Origin of the sequence: Bradyrhizobium sp. 134, from assembly GCF_023074155.1 — a bacterium.
Classification (GTDB): domain Bacteria; phylum Pseudomonadota; class Alphaproteobacteria; order Rhizobiales; family Xanthobacteraceae; genus Bradyrhizobium.
Genome location: NZ_JADPKX010000074.1, coordinates 700,764 through 719,243, shown reverse-complemented (window position 1 = coordinate 719,243; position 18,480 = coordinate 700,764). Strand labels below are relative to the sequence as shown.

At 65.2% G+C, this 18,480-nt stretch carries 20 protein-coding genes; 8 read left to right on the top strand and 12 right to left on the bottom strand.

Annotated elements, in window-relative coordinates; all coding sequences use genetic code 11:
- Positions 1-71: 71 nt before the first annotated feature.
- The gene (locus IVA75_RS33615) at positions 72-1,007 is read right to left on the bottom strand and encodes a DMT family transporter (protein WP_247287654.1); all 936 of its coding nucleotides are present in this window, start codon (positions 1,005-1,007) and stop codon (positions 72-74) included.
- 93 nt (positions 1,008-1,100) lie between these two features.
- Here IVA75_RS33615 and IVA75_RS33610 point away from each other — a divergent pair, with 93 nt between their 5' ends.
- The gene (locus IVA75_RS33610) at positions 1,101-1,502 is read left to right on the top strand and encodes a DUF1330 domain-containing protein (protein ID WP_247287655.1); all 402 of its coding nucleotides are present in this window, start codon (positions 1,101-1,103) and stop codon (positions 1,500-1,502) included.
- 224 nt (positions 1,503-1,726) lie between these two features.
- Positions 1,727-4,918 (top strand): adenylate/guanylate cyclase domain-containing protein, encoded by a 3,192-nt coding sequence (locus IVA75_RS33605; protein ID WP_247287656.1) that lies wholly within the window; start codon positions 1,727-1,729, stop codon positions 4,916-4,918.
- 3 nt (positions 4,919-4,921) lie between these two features.
- On the opposite strand, the gene IVA75_RS33600 is transcribed toward IVA75_RS33605, so the two are convergent.
- Both IVA75_RS33600 and IVA75_RS33595 read right to left on the bottom strand, forming a co-directional pair.
- Entirely contained in the window at positions 4,922-5,596 is a 675-nt protein-coding gene (locus IVA75_RS33600) for a class I SAM-dependent methyltransferase (protein ID WP_247287657.1), read from the bottom strand.
- Positions 5,596-6,120, bottom strand: coding sequence for a hypothetical protein (locus IVA75_RS33595; RefSeq protein ID WP_247287658.1), 525 nt, complete (start codon positions 6,118-6,120; stop codon positions 5,596-5,598). Before IVA75_RS33595 ends, IVA75_RS33600 begins: the two co-directional genes overlap by 1 nt.
- Positions 6,121-6,185: 65 nt before the next feature.
- Between IVA75_RS33595 and IVA75_RS33590 the strand changes: the two genes are divergently transcribed.
- Positions 6,186-6,536, top strand: coding sequence for a hypothetical protein (locus IVA75_RS33590; protein ID WP_247287659.1), 351 nt, complete (start codon positions 6,186-6,188; stop codon positions 6,534-6,536).
- A 13-nt stretch (positions 6,537-6,549) separates the two neighbouring features.
- Here IVA75_RS33590 and IVA75_RS33585 read toward each other — a convergent pair whose 3' ends face one another.
- Complete coding sequence (locus tag IVA75_RS33585) at positions 6,550-7,482, bottom strand: DMT family transporter (RefSeq protein WP_247288293.1); 933 nt, start codon at positions 7,480-7,482, stop codon at positions 6,550-6,552.
- Positions 7,483-7,847: 365 nt separating this feature from the next.
- On the opposite strand from IVA75_RS33585, the gene IVA75_RS33580 reads away from it, so the two are divergent.
- Complete coding sequence (locus IVA75_RS33580) at positions 7,848-9,140, top strand: adenylosuccinate synthase (RefSeq protein WP_247287660.1); 1,293 nt, start codon at positions 7,848-7,850, stop codon at positions 9,138-9,140.
- Between the two features lie 37 nt (positions 9,141-9,177).
- Positions 9,178-10,803, top strand: coding sequence for a hypothetical protein (locus IVA75_RS33575; RefSeq protein WP_247287661.1), 1,626 nt, complete (start codon positions 9,178-9,180; stop codon positions 10,801-10,803).
- Between the two features lie 160 nt (positions 10,804-10,963).
- On the opposite strand, the gene IVA75_RS33570 is transcribed toward IVA75_RS33575, so the two are convergent.
- The 3 genes from IVA75_RS33570 to IVA75_RS33560 all read right to left on the bottom strand — a co-directional run bounded on the left by IVA75_RS33570 (position 10,964) and on the right by IVA75_RS33560 (position 12,007).
- Positions 10,964-11,236: a hypothetical protein gene (locus IVA75_RS33570; RefSeq protein WP_027519942.1), complete on the bottom strand. Its 273-nt coding sequence runs from the start codon at positions 11,234-11,236 to the stop codon at positions 10,964-10,966.
- Positions 11,237-11,496: 260 nt separating this feature from the next.
- On the bottom strand, positions 11,497-11,724 hold the full coding sequence (locus IVA75_RS33565; protein ID WP_007614124.1) for a hypothetical protein: 228 nt from the start codon (positions 11,722-11,724) through the stop codon (positions 11,497-11,499).
- 37 nt (positions 11,725-11,761) lie between these two features.
- Positions 11,762-12,007, bottom strand: coding sequence for a hypothetical protein (locus tag IVA75_RS33560; protein ID WP_247287662.1), 246 nt, complete (start codon positions 12,005-12,007; stop codon positions 11,762-11,764).
- 143 nt (positions 12,008-12,150) lie between these two features.
- Here IVA75_RS33560 and IVA75_RS33555 point away from each other — a divergent pair, with 143 nt between their 5' ends.
- The gene (locus IVA75_RS33555; RefSeq protein WP_247287664.1) at positions 12,151-12,576 is read left to right on the top strand and encodes a DUF5413 family protein; all 426 of its coding nucleotides are present in this window, start codon (positions 12,151-12,153) and stop codon (positions 12,574-12,576) included.
- A gap of 61 nt (positions 12,577-12,637) precedes the next feature.
- A complete protein-coding gene (locus tag IVA75_RS33550; RefSeq protein ID WP_247287665.1) occupies positions 12,638-13,195 on the top strand; it encodes a DUF4112 domain-containing protein in 558 nt (185 codons plus the stop codon).
- 78 nt (positions 13,196-13,273) lie between these two features.
- On the opposite strand, the gene IVA75_RS33545 is transcribed toward IVA75_RS33550, so the two are convergent.
- The 4 genes from IVA75_RS33545 to msrA form a co-directional block, all read right to left on the bottom strand.
- Complete coding sequence (locus IVA75_RS33545; protein WP_007596188.1) at positions 13,274-13,567, bottom strand: hypothetical protein; 294 nt, start codon at positions 13,565-13,567, stop codon at positions 13,274-13,276.
- Positions 13,568-13,778: 211 nt separating this feature from the next.
- Positions 13,779-13,943 (bottom strand): DUF3309 family protein, encoded by a 165-nt coding sequence (locus IVA75_RS33540; protein WP_081747975.1) that lies wholly within the window; start codon positions 13,941-13,943, stop codon positions 13,779-13,781.
- A 108-nt stretch (positions 13,944-14,051) separates the two neighbouring features.
- Positions 14,052-14,471, bottom strand: coding sequence for a peptide-methionine (R)-S-oxide reductase MsrB (msrB, locus tag IVA75_RS33535; protein WP_247287666.1), 420 nt, complete (start codon positions 14,469-14,471; stop codon positions 14,052-14,054).
- A gap of 43 nt (positions 14,472-14,514) precedes the next feature.
- The gene (msrA, locus tag IVA75_RS33530) at positions 14,515-15,219 is read right to left on the bottom strand and encodes a peptide-methionine (S)-S-oxide reductase MsrA (RefSeq protein WP_247287667.1); all 705 of its coding nucleotides are present in this window, start codon (positions 15,217-15,219) and stop codon (positions 14,515-14,517) included.
- Positions 15,220-15,463: 244 nt separating this feature from the next.
- On the opposite strand from msrA, the gene IVA75_RS33525 reads away from it, so the two are divergent.
- Positions 15,464-17,161, top strand: coding sequence for a caspase family protein (locus tag IVA75_RS33525; protein ID WP_247287668.1), 1,698 nt, complete (start codon positions 15,464-15,466; stop codon positions 17,159-17,161).
- Between the two features lie 183 nt (positions 17,162-17,344).
- On the opposite strand, the gene IVA75_RS33520 is transcribed toward IVA75_RS33525, so the two are convergent.
- Positions 17,345-18,460, bottom strand: coding sequence for an ATP-dependent RecD-like DNA helicase (locus IVA75_RS33520; RefSeq protein WP_007596183.1), 1,116 nt, complete (start codon positions 18,458-18,460; stop codon positions 17,345-17,347).
- Positions 18,461-18,480: the final 20 nt, after the last annotated feature.

Genomic DNA, 18,480 nt, shown 5'->3' with positions numbered 1-18,480 from the left:
GGCGGGGAACCTAGCGTCTCCTCGTCGAAATCGGAAGGCGCGAGTTTGTCGCCTCGTCTCGCGGTGCGGAATTACTTCACCGCAGAGCCCTGGCGCGAGGCGATCACGACACCGGCGAGCACCAGCAGGTAGCCGATCAGGTGGAATGGCTGGATCTTTTCGCCGAGCAGCAGGATCGCCATCGCCGAGCCGAACACCGGCACCAGATGGAAGAACGGCGCGGCGCGGTTCGGGCCGATCAGCGCCACACCCCGGTTGAAGAACAGATAGGCCAACGTCGAGGGAAAGATCAGGATGTAGCCCAGCGTCGCCAGCGTCACCCCGTCGAGTTGCAGGACGCGGCCGCTCCAGGCCTCCCAGATCGCGGTCGGCAGCAGCATCGTCGCGCCGCAGCAGGTGGTGAAGGAGAGAAAGGAGAGCTGGTGGATCTTCGGTCGCCGCGGGATGAAGGCAGAGTAGATCCCGAACGCCACCAGCGATGAGGCGAACATGATGTCGCCCCTGTTGAAGCTGATGCTCGCGAGCGCGGCGAGATCGCCGCGCAGGATGATGATCAGCACGCCGAGAAGCGAGATCCCGATGCCGGCGAGCTGCGCACCGGTCAGCCGCACGCTGAACAGCACCAGCGACCACAGCGCCACGAACAGCGGTCCGGCCGACTGGATCAGCAGCGCGTTCAGCGCTTCCGTGTACTGCATCGCCCAGTACGAGATCGCGTTGTTGAAGGCAAAGCCCACCAGCGACAGGAACAGCATCAGCGGCAGGCTCTTGCGCAGATTCGGCCAGTCGCGCTTCAGGTGCGGCCAGGCGAACGGCAGCAGGATCAGGAACACGCCGAACCAGCGGATCGTGGTCACCGTCAGCGGCGGCACATGCGCGCCGACGTGGCGCGCGAGCACGATGTTGCCGGCCCAGAACAGCGAGCTCAGGCTGAGCAGCAGATAAGGCTGGTTGTTGAGCCAACTGGCCGGATTGGAGGCCGGTGGCGCGGGCGAAGCGATCGTCATTGGCGTTGGATGCGAGCTTGCGCCGGATTTACGTCGTGACACAAGTCACGCCGCTGCAATGCTACAATGCAGGCGTGACCAGAGGAGGCGGCATTGGCGGTTAATATGTTGAACATCGACGGCCTGGAGCGGCTCGATCGGCATGCAGCGGTGGTGATGCTGAACCTGATGCGCTTCCACGCGCGCTCCGGCGACGGCGACGGTTCCGGCTGGGACGCCTATTTGCGCTACAGCGCCGTCACGGTGCCGATGATCAAGGCGCGCGGCGGCACGCTGCTCTGGACCAGCGACGCCAAGGCGGTCGCGCTCGGCCCGCACGATGGCAACGACTGGGACTTCGTGGCGCTGGTCTACTATCCGAGCATCGCGGCCTTCCTCGACATGATGAAGTCGGAGGCCTACGAGCGTGACGCCGATCCGCACCGGCGCAACGCCTGCGCCGAGCATGTGATCGTTGCGACGGAGCAAGCCTACAGTAAATTCAGCGCCGGCTGATCCTGCCGGACTCACGGACTAAGTGTGCGTGTTTCGATGTTTTTTTGCAACCTTTGGGCGCGACTTCGACGCAGTTGCGCGCCAAATGTGAACTATTCGGTTGCCTGAGGGTGCCAAAGATGGTGCCTTTGGCCGGTGAACGCGGATGACCGGCATTGCAGGCTAGGCATAACGCGTTGCGGTGCTGCTTCCTCCTGGTCGACTATTGCTTCGTTGGGGATCAGATGCTCTGTGAGAGTTGTGGCGGTGACAATCCGGCGACCAATCGCTTCTGTCACGGCTGCGGTTCGGCTCTGCCGATGGCCTGCTCCGCCTGCAATCATCTCAGCCCGCCCGGCTCGGGTTTTTGTGGGGCCTGCGGCGCGGCCCTGAATGCCGCGAGCCGACCAATCCCGGCAGCGGCGGCGCATTCGACGAGGCCGCTTCGGGGCGAGCTGAAGCAGGTGACGGTGCTGTTTGCCGATCTCGTTAGCTCGACCGAGATCGTTGCCGACCTAACCGCCGAAGATGCCATGCAGCGTCTCAAGCCCGCGCTCGATTCCATGTGCGACGGCGTGGAGCGGTTCGAGGGCACGGTGGTCCGAACTCTCGGCGACGGCATCCTCGCCTTCTTCGGCGCACCGCGCGCGCAGGAGGGCCACGCGCTGCTAGCTTGCGAGGCGGCGCTGGCGATCCGCGACACGTTTCGTGCGCGAGACGATGCCATGTCGGTACGCATCGGCCTGCATTCCGGCGAGATCGTCGCGGATGCTCCGCTCGTCGACACGGTCACCGAGCACGGCGCTTACGGGCTCACCATCCATCTGGCGAGCCGGCTGCCGACCAAGGCGGAACCGGGTGAGATTTGCCTGACCGACGAGACCTACCGTCTGGTGCGTTCGTTCTGCGACGTCGGCCCGCTCGGCCGTCACCGCCTGCGCGGCGTGCCGGAGCCGATCGAGCTGTATCTTCTCAAGAACCTCAAGCCGGCGGTCGCTAGCCAGCAATTCCGCGGTGTCGCCTTGGCGACGTTCCGCGGGCGCGAGCGGGAGATGGCTCTGCTGCAGCGGACGTTGGCGGCGGTGGAGATCGGCAGCTCGCGCGTCACCGGCATCGTCGGCCCGCCGGGGACCGGCAAGAGCCGGCTGTGCTACGAGTTCGCTGAATATTGCCGCGCGCGCCACATCCCGGTGTTCGAGGCCCGCGCGCAGCCCTATGGCACGGCAACGCCGCTGCAGCCGGTGCTGGAGTTCTTGCGTTCGACCTATTTCAACGTTTCACCGGACGACGAGCCTGATCTGGCGGTGAAGCAGATCGCCACGCGCCTCGCCGAGCTCGGCTCTACATTCGAGGCGGACCTCTGGCTGGTCTGCGATTTCCTCGGCATCAGGCACGTCCAGGGCCCACCCTCCTGGCTTGGTCCGCGCGCACGCAACGTTCGTCTGCTGGACATCGTCCGGCACATGATTCGCCAGCGCGGCGCGTCGGCGTCGGTGATCATCATCGAGGACCTGCATTGGCTCGATCAGGCGAGCGAGGAATTCGTCGCAACGCTCGTTGACGCGGTGATCTCCACCAAGACGGTCCTGATCGTGAATTTCCGGCCGGCCTATTTCGCGCCTTGGATGCGCGAGCCGCTGTACCAGCAGATCGAGCTCGCCGAGCTCTCGCCGACGGATACCGACGATCTCGTCAACGAGCTGCTCGGGCCGGGGGACGAGCTGTCCGAGGTACGGCGGCGCGTCGCCGAGCGCAGCGGCGGCAACCCGTTCTTCGCTGAGGAGCTGATCCGTTCCCTGGTCGAGCATCTGGCCATCGTTGGCGAGCAGGGCGGTTATCGGCGCGGCATTTCCGGTGTCTCCGACGTGCTGCCGCCGACCGTGCAGGCCGTGATCGGAGCGCGGATTGATCGGCTGGCGCCCGGCGATCGCGACCTCCTGCACACGGCCGCGATCATCGGCAAGGAGTTTCAGCTCGCGGTGCTGCAGAGCGTCGCCAGCGTGTCCGCTGCCGAGCTCGAGGCGACGCTGGCCCGGCTCTGTTCCGGCGAGATGCTCCAGGCGCGCAGCGGCGAGGACGGCCAAGGCTATAGCTTTCGCCATCCCCTGATTCAGGAGATCGCCTACTCCACCCAGCTCCGCGCGCGGCGCAGCCTTCTGCACGCGCGGGTGGCGCGCGCGATCGAGCAATTTTATCCGGAGCGGCTCGAGGAGTTTTCAGCGCTCCTGTCGCACCATTTCGAGCAGGCCGGCGAGATCGACGCCGCCGCCGAATACGCCGCGCGCGCCGCGCGCTGGATCGGCTCGACCAGTCCGGCAGAAGCGATTCGGCATTGGCACAAGGTGCGCGCGCTGAAGGGGGGACAGAAGCGTAGTCTGGCGGGCGATGTGCTCAGGATCGCGGCCAGCAGCCAGATCGCTTGGCTAGGCTGGCGCGAGGGCATGACGTCGGAGGACGCAAAACCCTTCATTCAGGAAGCGTTGGAATGGGCGCAGGAGATCGACGATTCCATGATCCCGCTCCTGCTGTTCGTCGAAGGACGGATCGCGGGTGCGAGCGGCGGGCAAGCCGATGCTTACGTCAACACCGTCAGGGAAGCCTTGGCGCTGACGGAATCGCGACAGCTTACCAGCCGCGCCGCGACGCTCAATGCCTCGCTCAGTCAAGCCTACGGCTGGGCCGGCCTTTTGCGCGAAGCCCTGGCGGCGAGTGATGCGGCGCTCGCCGGCGTTCCTGGCATCACCGACTTCGAGCACCAGTTCCTTGGCTACAATGTCGAGCACTGGATCTTCGGCCTCCGCGGCCGAATCCTCGTTCGTCTCGCCCGTTTCGACGAGGCGCAGCGGTGCTTCGATCGAATTCTCGCCATCGATCCTACGCTGATCGATCCGACGGTGCAGTTCATCGCCCATCTTGGGTATGTCGATCTGGCCTGGTGCCTTGAGGATTCCGCGATGGCCTCCACCCATGCCTGGCGCGTGATCGAACTGGCGACGCGCCAAGCCAGTCCCTATTTGCGCGCCTATTCGCTCGCCTGCATCGGCACGGCGCAGGGCATCGCGCAGAACTATCACGCCGCAATCCTGTCGTTGACGGAGGGCGTCGAGTTCGTGCGCGCGGCGCGCGTGGCCATGGAAATCGAACCAGAGATGCTTGCGAGCATCGCCGACTATCAGCTTCGTTCCGGCGCCCACGCCGCGGCCGTCGACAAGGCGCGGGAAGCGATCGCGGTGGCGCAGGAACGGCACGCCCGGCTGCCGGAATGCCGCGCCACCATCGCGCTCGCCGCCGCGCTGGCGGCGAGCAACAACCCGGATCACCTCGGCGAGGTGGCCCTCCTCGTCGATCGGGCCGAGGCCCTGATCGAGCTGACGGGGGCGGGCATTTACCGGCGGCTGCTGGAGGAGACTCGACGACGGCTGTCGGTCGGCGCGTGAAGGCTAGAGTTTCCGCACGATGAGCGTGAACTCCATCAATCCATAGCCGTCGTGCACCTCTGCAATGGCATTGAACCGGCTAGCACAGTAGCGAGCCCAGGATGCGGTGTCGGTGGTGTAGAGGCCTCGGCGGGCAGGCGCGCTTTCTGGCCGCTTCATGAAGTTGACTGCGAAGCCGCGCCTGGTGGTGCGATGAAGATCATCGAGGCTCGCCGCGATGAACTGCTCCCAGTCGTGCTGCGTCTGATCCTGCGCAACGTTGAAGATGCCGCTGGCGACCGCGTAGTCGGCCGTCCGGGGGCTGCTATGGCCGATGGCGAACGAGGTGTCGCCGCGGTTCCGCCAAAGCCGCCGCGCCCGCCGAACCATCGGCTCCGAGACGTCGATACCGAGATAGTCCACCGCGCAGCCGCCATGCCGGCGGCCGAGATAGGCGATCAGCGCGCCATAGCCGCAACCGAGATCGTTCAGCGAGAAGGGCGATGCGAAGTCGCACAATTTCAGGAGCTGGACGAAGCGCATCTCCTGCGTGGCCTGGCACGTCCAGTCGACGCCGTTCGGCGTCGCGCCGAAGCGTGCGACCTTCGCCGAATAATAGGCGGCGATGCCGCTGTAAATCTGGCTCAGGTCTCCGGCGCGGGGAGAGGCAAGCTCGCTCGCGACAACGGCGGCGCGCATCAGCCCGCCTTTTTCTTCGACTTCTTCTTGCCCTTGCCTCCAGGCGGGACCTTGGGCGCCATCGGCACCGAGATCGTGAGGTACGTTCGCTCGATGTAGAAGACCGGCTTGTCCTCGCGAACCACGACCCGCAGGCCGTAGCCGCCGGTATCGCGGGAATCATGGGCCTTCATGAAGCAAGGCAGCGGCGACTTGCGCGCAAAGTTCTTGATCAATGCGTTCACGATGCGCTGGTCGCCCATTTCGCCGTCCTGGTCAGAGGGGACCTTGGCCAGCCAGGCCAGCACACTGTACCATCGGTTCTTTGCACGGTTGTTGTTGAGGCCGCCCAATCCGAGGAGCTTTGCGCTCTCGAGGAACGGCCGTCCTTCCTGGAAGATTTCGAATTCGTCCTGCAGGGCCTTGATTTCGGACACGCCCCCGGCAGTCAGTTCGATATCTTTCTGCTCGGGACCAAATCTCAAATTGAATAGATCGAACAGCGGGCCGATATAGATATCGTCCTCGGCCATCAATGCGCCCATATCACTCTCCCTGCAATTACAGTTGGGTTATTGGATCGGGAAGCCAGCAATCGGGACATTGAACCTTGGTCCCGGACAAATTGCAAGGAAAGCGGGACGCTCGTGAGCCCACTTCTTCCGCTCAGTGCGCTTTCTGCCTCTCCAGTATCAACCCATCAACAGCGGCGCGCCACGCGGTCTGCATCAAGCGGCAGACCTCCTCGGGCGACCGCGGCGGGCGCAGGCCGCAAACGTCTTGGGGTGGCGACGATCGCAGTCGTGACCGGAGCCATCTCGGCCATCTCGCCCACGCCGGCAGCTTCGGCAAGACCGAGCAGGTCCTCGCGGTCGGCGCGATCTGCGCGTTGATCGCGGTCGGCGTTCAGGCCGCAATTGGCCCCGGCACGACGACGCTCTGCATGGGTGCGGCGCGATAAACTTGAAGACGAGCTACGCCGCCTGCTTCCGTGACGCCACGAACACGCCGGCCAGCACCAGCGCGAAGCCGATGAAGTGGAACGCCTGGGGGTGCTCGCCCAGAAACGCCATCGCCATGATCGAGCCGAACACCGGCACGACATGGAAGAACGGCGCGGCGCGGTTGGCGCCGATCAGCCGGACACCGCGATTGAAGCAGAGATAGGCGAGCGTCGAGGGGAACACCGCGACATAGAACAGGGTCAGGAGGTTCGGCCCGTCGAGCTTCATCACGGGACGCGCGGACAACTCCCAGATCTCCAGCGGAATGAGACAGGCAGCACCGCAGCCGAACGTGAAGGCGAGGAACGACAGGCCGTGCATCGGCGGCCGCTTCAAGGTCAGCACCGAATAGAGCGCGAAGATGATCAGCGCGACGACGAAGATGAGGTCGCCCTTGTTGAAATCGATGTTCGACAGCGTGGTGAAATCGCCATGCAGCAGGATGATCAGCACGCCGCACATCGACAGCAGCACGCCGAAGGCCTGCGCTGCGGTGAGGCGCACGCCGAGGATGGCGAGCGACCACAGCGCCACGACGAGCGGCGCGGCGGATTGCAACAGGAGAGTGTTGAGCGCCTGCGTATGCTCGAGCGCCCAATATTGCAGCGTGTTGAAGGCGCCGATGCCGGTGATCGAGAGCGTGACCATCAGGCCGAGCTTGCTGCGGATCGCGGGCCAGTCCTGCGCAAGGTGTTTCCAGGCGAACGGCAGCACCAGCAGGAAGGCGAAGAACCAGCGCAGGAACGACAGCGTCACCGGCGGGATGTGACCGGCGGCGAGCCGTCCGACGATGGCATTGCCGGCCCAGCACATCGCGGTGATGCTGAGCAGCAGATAAGGCTGGTTGGCGATCCAGTTGTGGCCGGACGTGGCGGCGCCGGTGGTCTCGTCGGTGGCGGACATTGGATTGTTGTGGCCCCGCGTCATGCGCCAAGCCTCCAGCCCGGCGGCACCCGGGCCGGTTCGGACCCGGCCCGTTCAAAGACACGGAAATCGAGGTTGCATCAACGGGGGCCGGATGCATCGCGACCATGCAGCGGCGGAAGCAGCCTCTCACGCTTTGGCCGAAGCATTGCACCGGTCGCGAAGGTTTCTGGATTTTCAGGGGATATCAAAGGCTTGGAGTACGCTCGCGGCCTCGAAAAAGTCCCGTTCTTGCTTGCCTAGAGGGGCTGCATCCTTTATCCGGTTGGCTGCCTCGCGTTCGAGCGGCCCCGGCCGTGAATGGGCTGGGCGCATCTAACAGATTGCATAGGGATTACCCGCGAATGGCCAATGTTGTCGTCGTCGGCGCCCAGTGGGGCGACGAAGGAAAGGGCAAGATCGTCGACTGGTTGTCGGAGCAGGCGGACATCGTCGTCCGTTTCCAGGGCGGCCATAACGCCGGCCACACGCTGGTGATCAACGGCAAGACCTACAAGCTGGCGCTGCTGCCCTCGGGCGTGCTGCGCGAGCAGAAGCTGTCGGTGATCGGCAACGGCGTGGTGTTCGATCCCGCCGCCTTCCTCGACGAGGTCACCAAGCTGCGGTCGCAGGGCGTCGCGGTCAGCCCGGACAATCTGCGGGTTGCCGAGAATGTCACGCTCATCCTGCCGCTGCACCGCGAGCTCGACGCGCATCGCGAATCCGCCAATGCGGCGACCGCGATCGGCACCACGCGCCGCGGCATCGGCCCGGCCTACGAGGACAAGGTCGGCCGCCGCGCCATCCGCCTGATGGACCTCGCCGATCTCGACACGCTGCCGCACAAGATCGACCGGCTGCTGGCGCATCACAATGCATTGCGCCGCGGACTGGGCCTGCCGGAGTTCGACGGCAAGGAGATCCTGAAGGAATTGACCGCGCTGGCGCCGCAGCTCCTGCCCTATGCCGAGACGGTGTGGCGGCTGCTCGACATCAAGCGGCGCGAGGGCAAGCGCATGCTGTTCGAGGGCGCGCAAGGCGCGCTGCTCGACGTCGATCACGGCACGTACCCTTACGTCACCTCGTCCAACACGGTGGCGGCGCAGGCCGCGACCGGTTCGGGCCTCGGCCCCGCCGCGGTCGGCTATGTGCTCGGCCTCTGCAAAGCCTATACGACCCGCGTCGGCCAGGGCCCGTTCCCGACCGAGCAGGACAACGAGACCGGCCGCAAGATCGGCGAGCGCGGCCGCGAGTTTGGCACCAATACCGGACGGCCCCGCCGCTGCGGCTGGTTCGATGCGGTTCTGGTTCGCCAGGCGGTCCGGACCTGCGGCATCAACGGTCTGGCGCTGACCAAGCTCGACATTCTCGACGGCTTCGACACGATCGAGGTCTGCACCGGCTACAAGCTCGACGGCAAGGAGATCGATCATTTCCCGGCGGGCGAGGGCGCCCAGGCCCGGGTCGAGCCGATCTACGAGACCATCGAAGGCTGGAAGGAGCCGACCGCCAATGCGCGGTCCTGGGCCCAGCTGCCGGCCCAGGCGATCAAATATGTCCGCCGGATCGAGGAATTGGTGGGGTGCCCGGTCGCACTGCTTTCCACCAGCCCCGAACGCGAGGATACTATCCTGGTACAAAATCCGTTTGAGGCTTAACGATCTCTTACCGGGACGCGCGTATAATTGAGTAGAAATGGCTGATTACTATCCGCTGATCGCCCGCGCTATTGCCGCCCTGGACCCCAACGCTCCCGGCGAGAGCCGTCGCGCGCTTTACGAGCGGGCGCGCACGGCGCTGATCGCGCAGCTCCGCAGCGTGCAGCCTCCGCTCTCCGAATCCGAGATCACCCGCGAGCGGCTCTCGCTGGAAGAGGCCGTCCGCAAGGTCGAATCAGAGGCTGCCCAGCGTGCCCGCGAGGCCTCGCGCCCCGGTGGCGGCGCGCGCAGCAGCGGCAGCGGCGATGCCTTCCGCCGCGCCAGCACCCGCGCCACCGAGGGCAACGCGCCCGCGCCCCAAAGCGCTGCCCCGCCGCGCGCCCGTCCGGCTCCGCCGCCGCCGCGCGCCGACCGGCCCTCCTTCAACGTCGATGACCAAGGCGAGGCCCCACGTGCGCCGCGGGCTCCGCGTTTCGACGCGCCGCGGCCGCAGGGTCCGTCGGCACCGCCGTCGATGCCGGAGCCGCCGCCGGCCGGACGTGATCGCGGCGGTGGGCGCCGCCCGCCGGACATGGGACCCCCGCCGCCGCTGACGCCGGCACCGGGCGTGCGCGGCTTCCGCGACATCACGGCCGACGCCAACGATCTCGGCGGCGCCGCCGCGCAGGCCAACCGCGCCGCGCGCCGCACCTACGCCAACGTACCTTCGCCCTCGCCGGAATTCGACCGGCTCGAGCCGAGCCTGGAAAATCGCGCCGCCGGGACGGACGCACCCTACTCCTACGACGAATCGATCGAAGAGGCCGAGCGCTACGCGCCGCAGTCGCAGCCGCCGTCGCAACGTCCGCACATCCCCGTTCTCGACCGCGACACGAAGAAGAAGCGCGCCCGCACCGGCTCCGTGTTTCCGTTCAAGAGCGCGATCGCCGTCGGCATCGTGCTGATCCTGGTCGGTGCCGGCATCCTCTGGGGCAAGCAGCTGGTTCAGACCGCGACCAACCTGTTGAAGTCTTCGCCGACGCAGGTGGTGGAGGCGCCCAGGGATTCGTCGCAGCCGCAGAGCAGGCCCAAGATTCCGGATCGCGTCGGCCAGCCCTCGGCCAGCGACCAGCCGGTCGCGCCGGTGGCGCAGAAGGTCGTGCTCTATGACGAGGATCCATCCGATCCGAAGGGCAAGCAATATGTCGGCTCGGTGGTGTGGCGGCTCGAGCCGATCAAGGCGTCGGGCAACCAGAAGGCCGACGTCGCCGTGCGCGCCGACATCGAGATCCCCGACCGCAAGTTCAAGATGACGATGTCGTTCCGCCGCAACACCGACTCCTCGCTGCCGGCGAGCCACACCGCGGAGCTGACCTTCGTCCTGCCGGCGGACTTTTCGGGCGGCGGCGTCGCCAACGTGCCGGGCATCCTGATGAAGTCGAACGAGCAGGCACGCGGCACGCCGCTCGCAGGGCTCGCGGTCAAGGTCACCGACGGCTTCTTCCTGGTCGGCCTCTCCAACGTCGACGCCGACCGCAGCCGCAACGTCCAGCTGCTGAAGGAGCGCTCCTGGTTCGACGTGCCGCTGGTCTACGCCAACCAGCGCCGCGCCATCATCGCCATCGAGAAGGGCGCTCCCGGCGAGCGCGCCTTCAACGACGCCTTCGCGCAGTGGGGCGACTAGATCTCTGCTCCGTGAGACCTCGGCCCGCATGGTTCGAGACGCCCGCCTTGGCGGGCTCCTCACCATGAAGGTTTGATATCTCGCCGCGAAACGAGACCTCATCCTGAGGGCCCGCCCCTTGGGCGGGCGTCTCGAAGGATGGCCGCAGCTACGCTCTCTTCTACTGCGCCGTCGCTTCCCGCTTGCGCGATGTCGCGGCGGCGTGCTCGCGGTCCATCACGGCGCGACAGCCCGGGCTGACCTGAGCTTTCTTCTGCACCATGCAGGCCCTGATCCTGGGGATGTCCGGGATCTCACTGGAGCACAGCCGCATGGCATCGCCGGAGCACATCTGCTGCGCTTCGGACGAGAAGGAAAGGCCGGGCGATGTCTGGAATGCGATGGCTGCGGTTGTGACGGCGAAGAGAGTTGCGATGGTCTGGTAGCGTGTCATGCGGAATGCGTCCCCGAGTTCCGTGGGTTGAGCCACTTGGTTTTGGGGCGCCGCACGCGGCTTGACCTGCCGCATGTCACAGCCTTCACGCCGGGACCTCAATCCCGCATGTGGTCGCTCGATCTCTCGTGATGTTCGAATCGAAAAGTGCTGCGCCGCCCGAATCAAGTATGCGCCATTGTCACGCGGCCGCAAATGGCAGGCGAAAAGGAATTCGCAATTGTTGCGCGCACGTCACGCACAATGCGACTCGCGTGCGATCAGATCAACCGATCGGAGGATACGCTCGCTTGTTCCGCATCGCTTGCGCCAAGCGCCGCGTGCTCCTCGACCGCCGTAACGCCCTTTGCCGTGAGCTCGAACAGATCGCCGTCCTTCATCACGTAACCGTCGGCGATCAGCTCGCCTATCTTGCCGTGCCGGTCGTCGGCAAAGGCGATGGATTGGCTGATGTCCCTCAGGATCGAGAGCTGTTCGTCGCGCAACATGGCTTCACTCTCCGTTCGCCGGGGATGGTTCCGGTCCTCACATGCCGTGGCTCTGAAACACCTTGCTGCAAGACCGCGACAGCTTGGCCCTGTTGGCTTGCAAGCAGCCTTGCACCGCCATGTCGTTGCCGAGGTCCTTGCGGCAGAAGCGCGAGGCGTCCCGCGAACAGGCCTGCTGCTCCTGCGGCGAACCCATATGGCCTTGTGCGAGAGCGGGCGCGTTCAATAGGCCGCTCACGGCCGTCAGTGCGATCGTCGCCAGGAAGAACAGTTTGCGGGACATCGGCGGCTCCAAATCTGACAGGTGAGTTTCAAGTCCTGTCTGAACTCGTCGCTATGCCGCTTGTTCCCAGCGCAGAGCCCGCACCCCCGCTATTCAAGGTTCCCGCGGCGCTGCTATAACGGGGCGAAGGATGAGGGTGCCTGATGAAACGCTATCTCGTGTTTGCGCTGGTTGGCCCGTTCGTGGGCGGGTTCCTGCTGCTGCTGACGACGACCTATCAGTCCGGCTATTGGACCCAGACCAGTCTCGCTGAAGTCGGCAAGCTGTTCGCAGTGTTCTTCAAATCCCTGCAATACAGCTATCTGTTCGGCTTCCTGCCCTCGCTGATGATCGGTGCAGTCGACGATATCCTGGTCCACGTCCGCCGGATCGGCCCGGTGCTGCGGATGCTGCTGGTCGGCGTGTTCGCCTTCATCCTGGCCTCGCTGACCTACAGCTCGCGCGGTCCGGACTCGGGCGCAGTGCAGTTCATCCTGTACGGCCTCGTCGGGTTCGTGCCGGCGGTGATTTCATCCTGGCTCGTGCATAGATATGTCGCGGAGCCGCAGCCGGCGGCAGCACAGACTTGAGGGCGCGACCTTCGATCACGCCGCAGCAACCTCCGCCGCGCTGGCGCGTTCCCTACAGGCCATGACCATGTCCGATGACGATATTCTTGCTCCGCGTCGCTCCCGTTCGGGAAGCCGCCCGGGTCCGGCCTCTTCGGGCACCGAGGGGCGTGGGCCGATCATCGATCAGGATGGTCACGAGATCCGGCCCGAAACGCTCGAGCAGGGCTTTCGCGAGTTTCGCTTCGAGTTCGGGAAGGACAGTCCCTTCGCCGGCAACCCGTTCGGCAATCTGACGCGCGAGCAGCGGATCGCGCGGATCGAGGCGATCGCAAAGCTGCTCGACGTCGCCTTCGTGCTGCCCGGAACCAATATCCGCTATGGCATCGACGGCTTGATCGGACTGATCCCCGTTGTCGGCGACATCATCACCACCGCGATCTCGCTCTGGCTGGTGCGAGAGGCGAGGGCGCTCGGGGCGCCCTGGTACATCACCGCGCGCATGCTCGGCAATGTCGCCCTCGACGGCGTCGTCGGCATCGTGCCGTTCGCGGGCGACGCCTTTGACGTCATGTTCCGTGCCAACATGCGCAACGTGCGCCTGCTCCGCCGCTGGCTCGACAAGCAGCCGCGCATCTGACACGCCCCAAAACGCAAAAAGCGCGACAGCCTTTCGGCCGTCGCGCTTTCAGCGCACATCGGAGCGCGTTACGAAAACTTACGCCGCGTCGGCAGCGTCGGTGCTGGCTTCCACCGGCTTGCGGTGACGGGGCAGCGGGAAGGCTTCGCTCTCATAAAGCGAGCGGATACCGTTCTGATCGAAGCGCGCTTCCTCGACCTGGAGATAGGCGCCGTTCAGCGAATCCGTCGGCAACTGCTCCATCGCGAACTGCACGGCTTCGGCCGCGGTGCCGAACCGGCGATAGGTGAAGCCTGCACGCTTCTTCTTGCGGATCGCAGCGGGGAAGAGTTCGGCGGAAGTGTTGAAGTTGAACGGACGCAGTGGACGCATGGTCAAAGACCTCGTGATCTCTCTGGGGCTTTAAGCGCGTGGGGTTGGGACGGGCAGAGGCCACGATTGAGTGGGCGCCGCACATGTCATTTTCGTCCTCTAATATAGCCCGTTTTGACAAAATTGCGACCCCCGCGATGCGAGATGATGAATCCGCGCATGGCAGCTCCGCAGGGCCGAAAATCACAACAATATCAGTGGCTTGAATGGTTTACAGCTTGCCAAGGAGCAGCAGCACGAGCAGCACCACCAGGACAAGGCCGCCGATCCCCATGCCGGAATGACCCATTCCGTAGCCGTAGCCACCAACGCGGCCCGACAGGCCGCCGACGAGATAAATGATCACCAGGATGATCAGGATGGTCCCAAGCGTCATGGCATCCTCCCTGGCGGCCGCGGCAACGCCATGGCCGGCCGCACCACGAGGTAAGAAAAGCACATCGCGCCGCCGGGTTCCATGACGGAACCCGGCGGCGCGCAAGGTTTATTTGGGTTCGAGCTTCAGCGCCGCGGAATTGATGCAGTAACGCAAGCCCGTCGGCCCCGGGCCGTCGGGGAAGACATGGCCGAGATGGCCGCTGCACTTGGCGCACAGCACCTCGGTACGGACCATGCCGTGGCTGACGTCCCGCTCCTCGTCGATATGGCCCTCGACGGCGGGCTGGGTGAAGCTGGGCCAGCCGCAGCCGGAATCGAACTTCGCGTCGGACTCGAACAGCACATTGCCGCAGCCGGCGCAGGTATAGGTGCCGGCGCGGTGGTCCTGCTCATATTCGCCGGAGAAGGGACGCTCGGTCGCCTTCTCGCGCAGCACTGCGTATTGCATCGGCGACAACTCGCTGCGCCATTGCTGTTCGCTCTTGATGACCTTGTCGTCCGTGGTTTTCGTCTTGGTGTCGGGCATGGGTCTCCCGTTTTTTCGATGATCTTGTTCAGTGATCTTGCGATCAGTTGGTTGCCTTGCTGGCGCTCACCAGCGTCGGCTTCTCGATATAGTTATCCGCGAACAGCTTTTTCAGGTTCTCGACCTTCGGAAGGTCGTTGTAGGCGATGTAGGGCTGGTTCGGGTGCAGCGTCAGATAATCCTGGTGATAGGCCTCCGCCGGATAGAACGCCTCCAGCGCGCCGACCTTGGTCGCGATCGGCTTATTGAAGACCTTGGCGCCGTTGAGCTGGGTGATATAGGCCTCGGCCACCTTCTTCTGCTCGTCGGAGGTGGTGAAGATCGCCGAGCGATATTGCGTGCCGGAGTCGGGGCCCTGCCGGTTGAGCTGGGTCGGGTCGTGCGCCACCGAGAAGTAGATCTGCAGGATCTTGCCGTAGGAGATCTTCTTCGGGTCGTATTTGATCTCGACCGATTCCGCATGGCCGGTCCGGCCGCTCGAGACGGTCTGGTAGTCGGCCGTCGCCTTGGTGCCGCCGGCGTAGCCGGAGACCGCGTTGACGACGCCTGCGGTGTGCTGGAACACGCCCTGCACGCCCCAGAAGCAGCCGCCGGCGATCACGGCGGTCTGGATCCCGCTTGCGGGCGCCGCGTCAACGGCGGGAGCGGGGATCACGACCGCATCCTCTGCGGCCCGGGTCGGCGCGGCAAAGGCCAGCGTCAGGGCGGTGGTTGCGGCGAGCAGGGACAGGATGGCAGGTCGGCGCATGGCGATCCTCTTTCGGAAGGTCTGACAGTCTAGGGCGGTTGGCGCCGGGCGAACAGCCTGCCCGGCATTTTCGGACATTCGAGGTACGGGCCGGCCGGGCAATTGTTACGCCCGGACGGACACGAGTCTGTGAAACGCGCCGCCTGGAGCGGCCCGGCTTGGCGAGGACAGGAACTCCGCGCTAGATGAACCGGCGCGATCGGTGATCGACCTAAAGAATGATGGCTGGAGCTGACCTGACAACATGCTGCGCGTCGTATCCCTGACCCTCGTCGCCGTGCTCGCCATCCTGGCCGGCTGGAGCTCGATCGCGGCGGCCGAACCAAAACCCGGCGACGACCTCGCCATTTGCCGCGACCGCCAGGCGGATGCGCAGGCGAGGGCGCAAGCCTGCGACAATTTGCTCAACGCCGACCGGCTCAGCGGCAAGGACAAGGCCATCGCGCTCTCGGTGCGCGGCAATACGCTGATCAACAAGCGCGACTACGTCCACGCCATCGAGACCTTGTCCATGGCCGTCGACCTCGATCCCGACAACGTCGTCACGCTCAATTTGCGCGGCCTCGCCTATGAGCGGACGGGCCAGGACGACCATGCGATGACGGACTACAACCTCGCGCTCCAGAAGCGCCCGACCTACGGTGTTCCCTACAACAACCGCGGCATCATCCAGTTGCGCCGGGGGGCGCTGCAAAGCGCGCTCGACGATTTCAACCTGTCGATCAAATACGCGCCAAAATTCCTGCTCGGCTACACCAACCGCGCCCGCGTGCGCACGCTGATGCAGGATTTCGACGGCGCGATCGCCGATTTCGCGGAGGCCGAGAAGATCGAACCGGGCGCGCAGCAGATCACCGCCAACCGCTGCATCACCTACGGCATGATGGGCAAGTACGACCAGGCCTTCGCCGACTGCAACGGCCTGATCGAGAAGCAGCCGAAGAACGTGTACGCGATCAACAATCGCGCCGACGTCAACATGCTGAAGGGCGATCTCGACGCCGCGTTGAAGGACTACAACATTGCGATCCAGATCAACCCGAACAATGTCCGGGCACATTCGGGTCGCGGCCAGATCTACGAGCGCAAGAAGGACCTTGCCCAGGCCCGTGCCGACTATCGTGCGGCGGCTTATTCGCTGACGAAGTTCGACGAGCTCGACGTCGCGCGTGCCCGCGCGATCGCGCAGGAGCGATTGGCCGCGCTGACCCCGCAGACGCCGGCCGGATCAACGGGGCGCCGTGTGGCGCTGGTGATCGGGAACGGCGCCTACAAGAACGTCCACGCCTTGCCCAATCCGCCACGCGACTCGAAAATGATCGCAGCCGCGCTGCGCGATGTCGGCTTCCAGACCGTGATATCCGTCAGCGACCTCACCCGCGACAAGTTCTTCGAAGCGTTGCAGACGTTTGCGGCCGAGGCAGAGAAGGCCGATTGGGCGGTGGTCTATTACGCCGGCCACGGTTTCGAGATCGGCGGCGTCAATTATCTCGTTCCCGTCGATGCCAAGCTCGCCGCCGACAGGGACGCCGAGACCCAGGCGGTTGCGCTGGAGCAGGTGATCGCGGCGGTGGGCGCTGCGCGAAAAGTGCGTCTGGTCATGCTGGACGCCTGCCGCGACAATCCGTTCGCGCCGACCATGCAGCGCACGCTGTCGCTCAAGCTGGTGGACAAGGGCTTTTCCAACATCGAGCCCGGCGCCGGCTTCATGGTGGTCTACGCCGCCAAGCACGGCGAGACCGCGATGGACGGCGACGGCGGCGCCGACAGTCCGTTCGCCACCGCGCTCGCTCGCGAAATCAAGATGCCGCGCGTCGAGATCCGAAAACTGTTCGACATCGTCCGCGACGACGTCTGGCTTGTGACCAAGCACGTGCAGCAGCCGTTTTCCTACGGCTCGCCGCCGGGCCGCGAGGATTTTTATTTCGTCGCGGGGAAGTGAAGGCTGCTTATGGGGCGCACCTTCGTCCCCTCACATTAGGTGTCGTCCCGGCAGAGGCCGGGACCCATAGCCACAGGGCGTGGTTTGGCGAAGACTGACAGTGATCGAACCTTCCTCGGTACCAAGACCGCCGAATACGGATAGATGACGCGGTATGGGTCCCGGCCTTCGCCGGGACGACGGCTAAACCACAATGCTCAGCCGCTTCGCCGCCCGCGTAATGCCCGTGTACAGCCACCGCGCGCGGCTCTCCTGAAACGCAAAGCTCTCGTCGAACAGCACGACGTCGTCCCATTGCGAGCCCTGCGACTTGTGCACGGTCAGCACGTAGCCGTAGTCGAACTCGTCATAGGGCTTGCGCTGCTCCCAGGCGATCGCCTCGACGCCGCCCTCGAAGCAATCGGCACGCACCGAGACCTTCGTCACCTTGTGGCCGAGATCCTCGTCCGGCGACAGCCTCATGCTGAGAATGCGGGATTTCGAGCGCGAGGTGTTGCGCGACTTCACGCGCCACAGCCCGCCGTTGAACAGGCCCTTCTTGCGATTGTTGCGCAGGCAGACCAGCTTGTCGCCGGCGACGGGGAAGACATCCTCGATGTTCTGGCGCTGACGCACCCGCATATTGTACGCGCGCCGCGTGTTGTTGCGTCCGACCAGGACCTGGTCGGCGGCCATGACGCGATCAGGATCGAGCTCCTTGCGCGACACCACCTCGCTCTCGCCGTAGCGGCCTATGTCGAGCTCGCGTCCCTCGCGGACGTCCATCGACATCCGCACGATCGGATCGTCCTGGGCCTGGCGGTGCACCTCGGTCAGCATCGCGTCCGGCTCGGTATTGGTGAAGAAGCCGCCGCCCTGGATCGGCGGCAACTGCGCGGGATCGCCCAGCACCAGCAGCGGGCAGTCGAACGACATCAGGTCGCGGCCCAATTCGGCATCGACCATCGAGCATTCGTCGATCACGATCAGCTTGGCTTTGGACGCCGGGGCGTCGTCCCACAGCTCGAAGCTGGGTTGTTCCTCGCCGGATTCGCGGGTGCGGTAGATCAGCGAATGGATGGTGGAGGCTTCGTCGCAGCCCTTGTTGCGCATGACCAGCGCCGCCTTGCCGGTGAAGGCGGCGAACTTCACCTCGCCGTCGACGCCGTCGGCGATGTGCCGCGCCAGCGTGGTCTTGCCGGTGCCGGCATAGCCGAACAGGCGGAACACCGGAGGCGTGCCGTTGCGGCCGGGCTTGGCCTTGAGCCAGTCGCCAACGGCCTTGAGCGCGGCATCCTGATGCGGGGTGAATGTGGCCATGTCTGTCTTGAGGAGGGGGC

Excerpts from the sequence above, each read along its gene's own strand:
- IVA75_RS33575 (WP_247287661.1), top strand. The coding sequence starts at position 9,178 with ATGGCTGATTACTATCCGCTGATCGCCCGCGCTATTGCCGCCCTGGAC.
- msrB (WP_247287666.1), bottom strand. The coding sequence starts at position 14,471 with ATGCCCGACACCAAGACGAAAACCACGGACGACAAGGTCATCAAGAGC.
- IVA75_RS33555 (WP_247287664.1), top strand. The coding sequence starts at position 12,151 with ATGAAACGCTATCTCGTGTTTGCGCTGGTTGGCCCGTTCGTGGGCGGG.
- IVA75_RS33545 (WP_007596188.1), bottom strand. The coding sequence starts at position 13,567 with ATGCGTCCACTGCGTCCGTTCAACTTCAACACTTCCGCCGAACTCTTC.
- IVA75_RS33615 (WP_247287654.1), bottom strand. The coding sequence starts at position 1,007 with ATGACGATCGCTTCGCCCGCGCCACCGGCCTCCAATCCGGCCAGTTGG.
- IVA75_RS33595 (WP_247287658.1), bottom strand. The coding sequence starts at position 6,120 with ATGGGCGCATTGATGGCCGAGGACGATATCTATATCGGCCCGCTGTTC.
- IVA75_RS33605 (WP_247287656.1), top strand. The coding sequence starts at position 1,727 with ATGCTCTGTGAGAGTTGTGGCGGTGACAATCCGGCGACCAATCGCTTC.
- IVA75_RS33520 (WP_007596183.1), bottom strand. The coding sequence starts at position 18,460 with ATGGCCACATTCACCCCGCATCAGGATGCCGCGCTCAAGGCCGTTGGC.
- IVA75_RS33525 (WP_247287668.1), top strand. The coding sequence starts at position 15,464 with ATGCTGCGCGTCGTATCCCTGACCCTCGTCGCCGTGCTCGCCATCCTG.
- IVA75_RS33600 (WP_247287657.1), bottom strand. The coding sequence starts at position 5,596 with ATGCGCGCCGCCGTTGTCGCGAGCGAGCTTGCCTCTCCCCGCGCCGGA.
- IVA75_RS33560 (WP_247287662.1), bottom strand. The coding sequence starts at position 12,007 with ATGTCCCGCAAACTGTTCTTCCTGGCGACGATCGCACTGACGGCCGTG.
- msrA (WP_247287667.1), bottom strand. The coding sequence starts at position 15,219 with ATGCGCCGACCTGCCATCCTGTCCCTGCTCGCCGCAACCACCGCCCTG.
- IVA75_RS33570 (WP_027519942.1), bottom strand. The coding sequence starts at position 11,236 with ATGACACGCTACCAGACCATCGCAACTCTCTTCGCCGTCACAACCGCA.
- IVA75_RS33565 (WP_007614124.1), bottom strand. The coding sequence starts at position 11,724 with ATGTTGCGCGACGAACAGCTCTCGATCCTGAGGGACATCAGCCAATCC.
- IVA75_RS33550 (WP_247287665.1), top strand. The coding sequence starts at position 12,638 with ATGACCATGTCCGATGACGATATTCTTGCTCCGCGTCGCTCCCGTTCG.
- IVA75_RS33580 (WP_247287660.1), top strand. The coding sequence starts at position 7,848 with ATGGCCAATGTTGTCGTCGTCGGCGCCCAGTGGGGCGACGAAGGAAAG.
- IVA75_RS33585 (WP_247288293.1), bottom strand. The coding sequence starts at position 7,482 with ATGTCCGCCACCGACGAGACCACCGGCGCCGCCACGTCCGGCCACAAC.
- IVA75_RS33540 (WP_081747975.1), bottom strand. The coding sequence starts at position 13,943 with ATGACGCTTGGGACCATCCTGATCATCCTGGTGATCATTTATCTCGTC.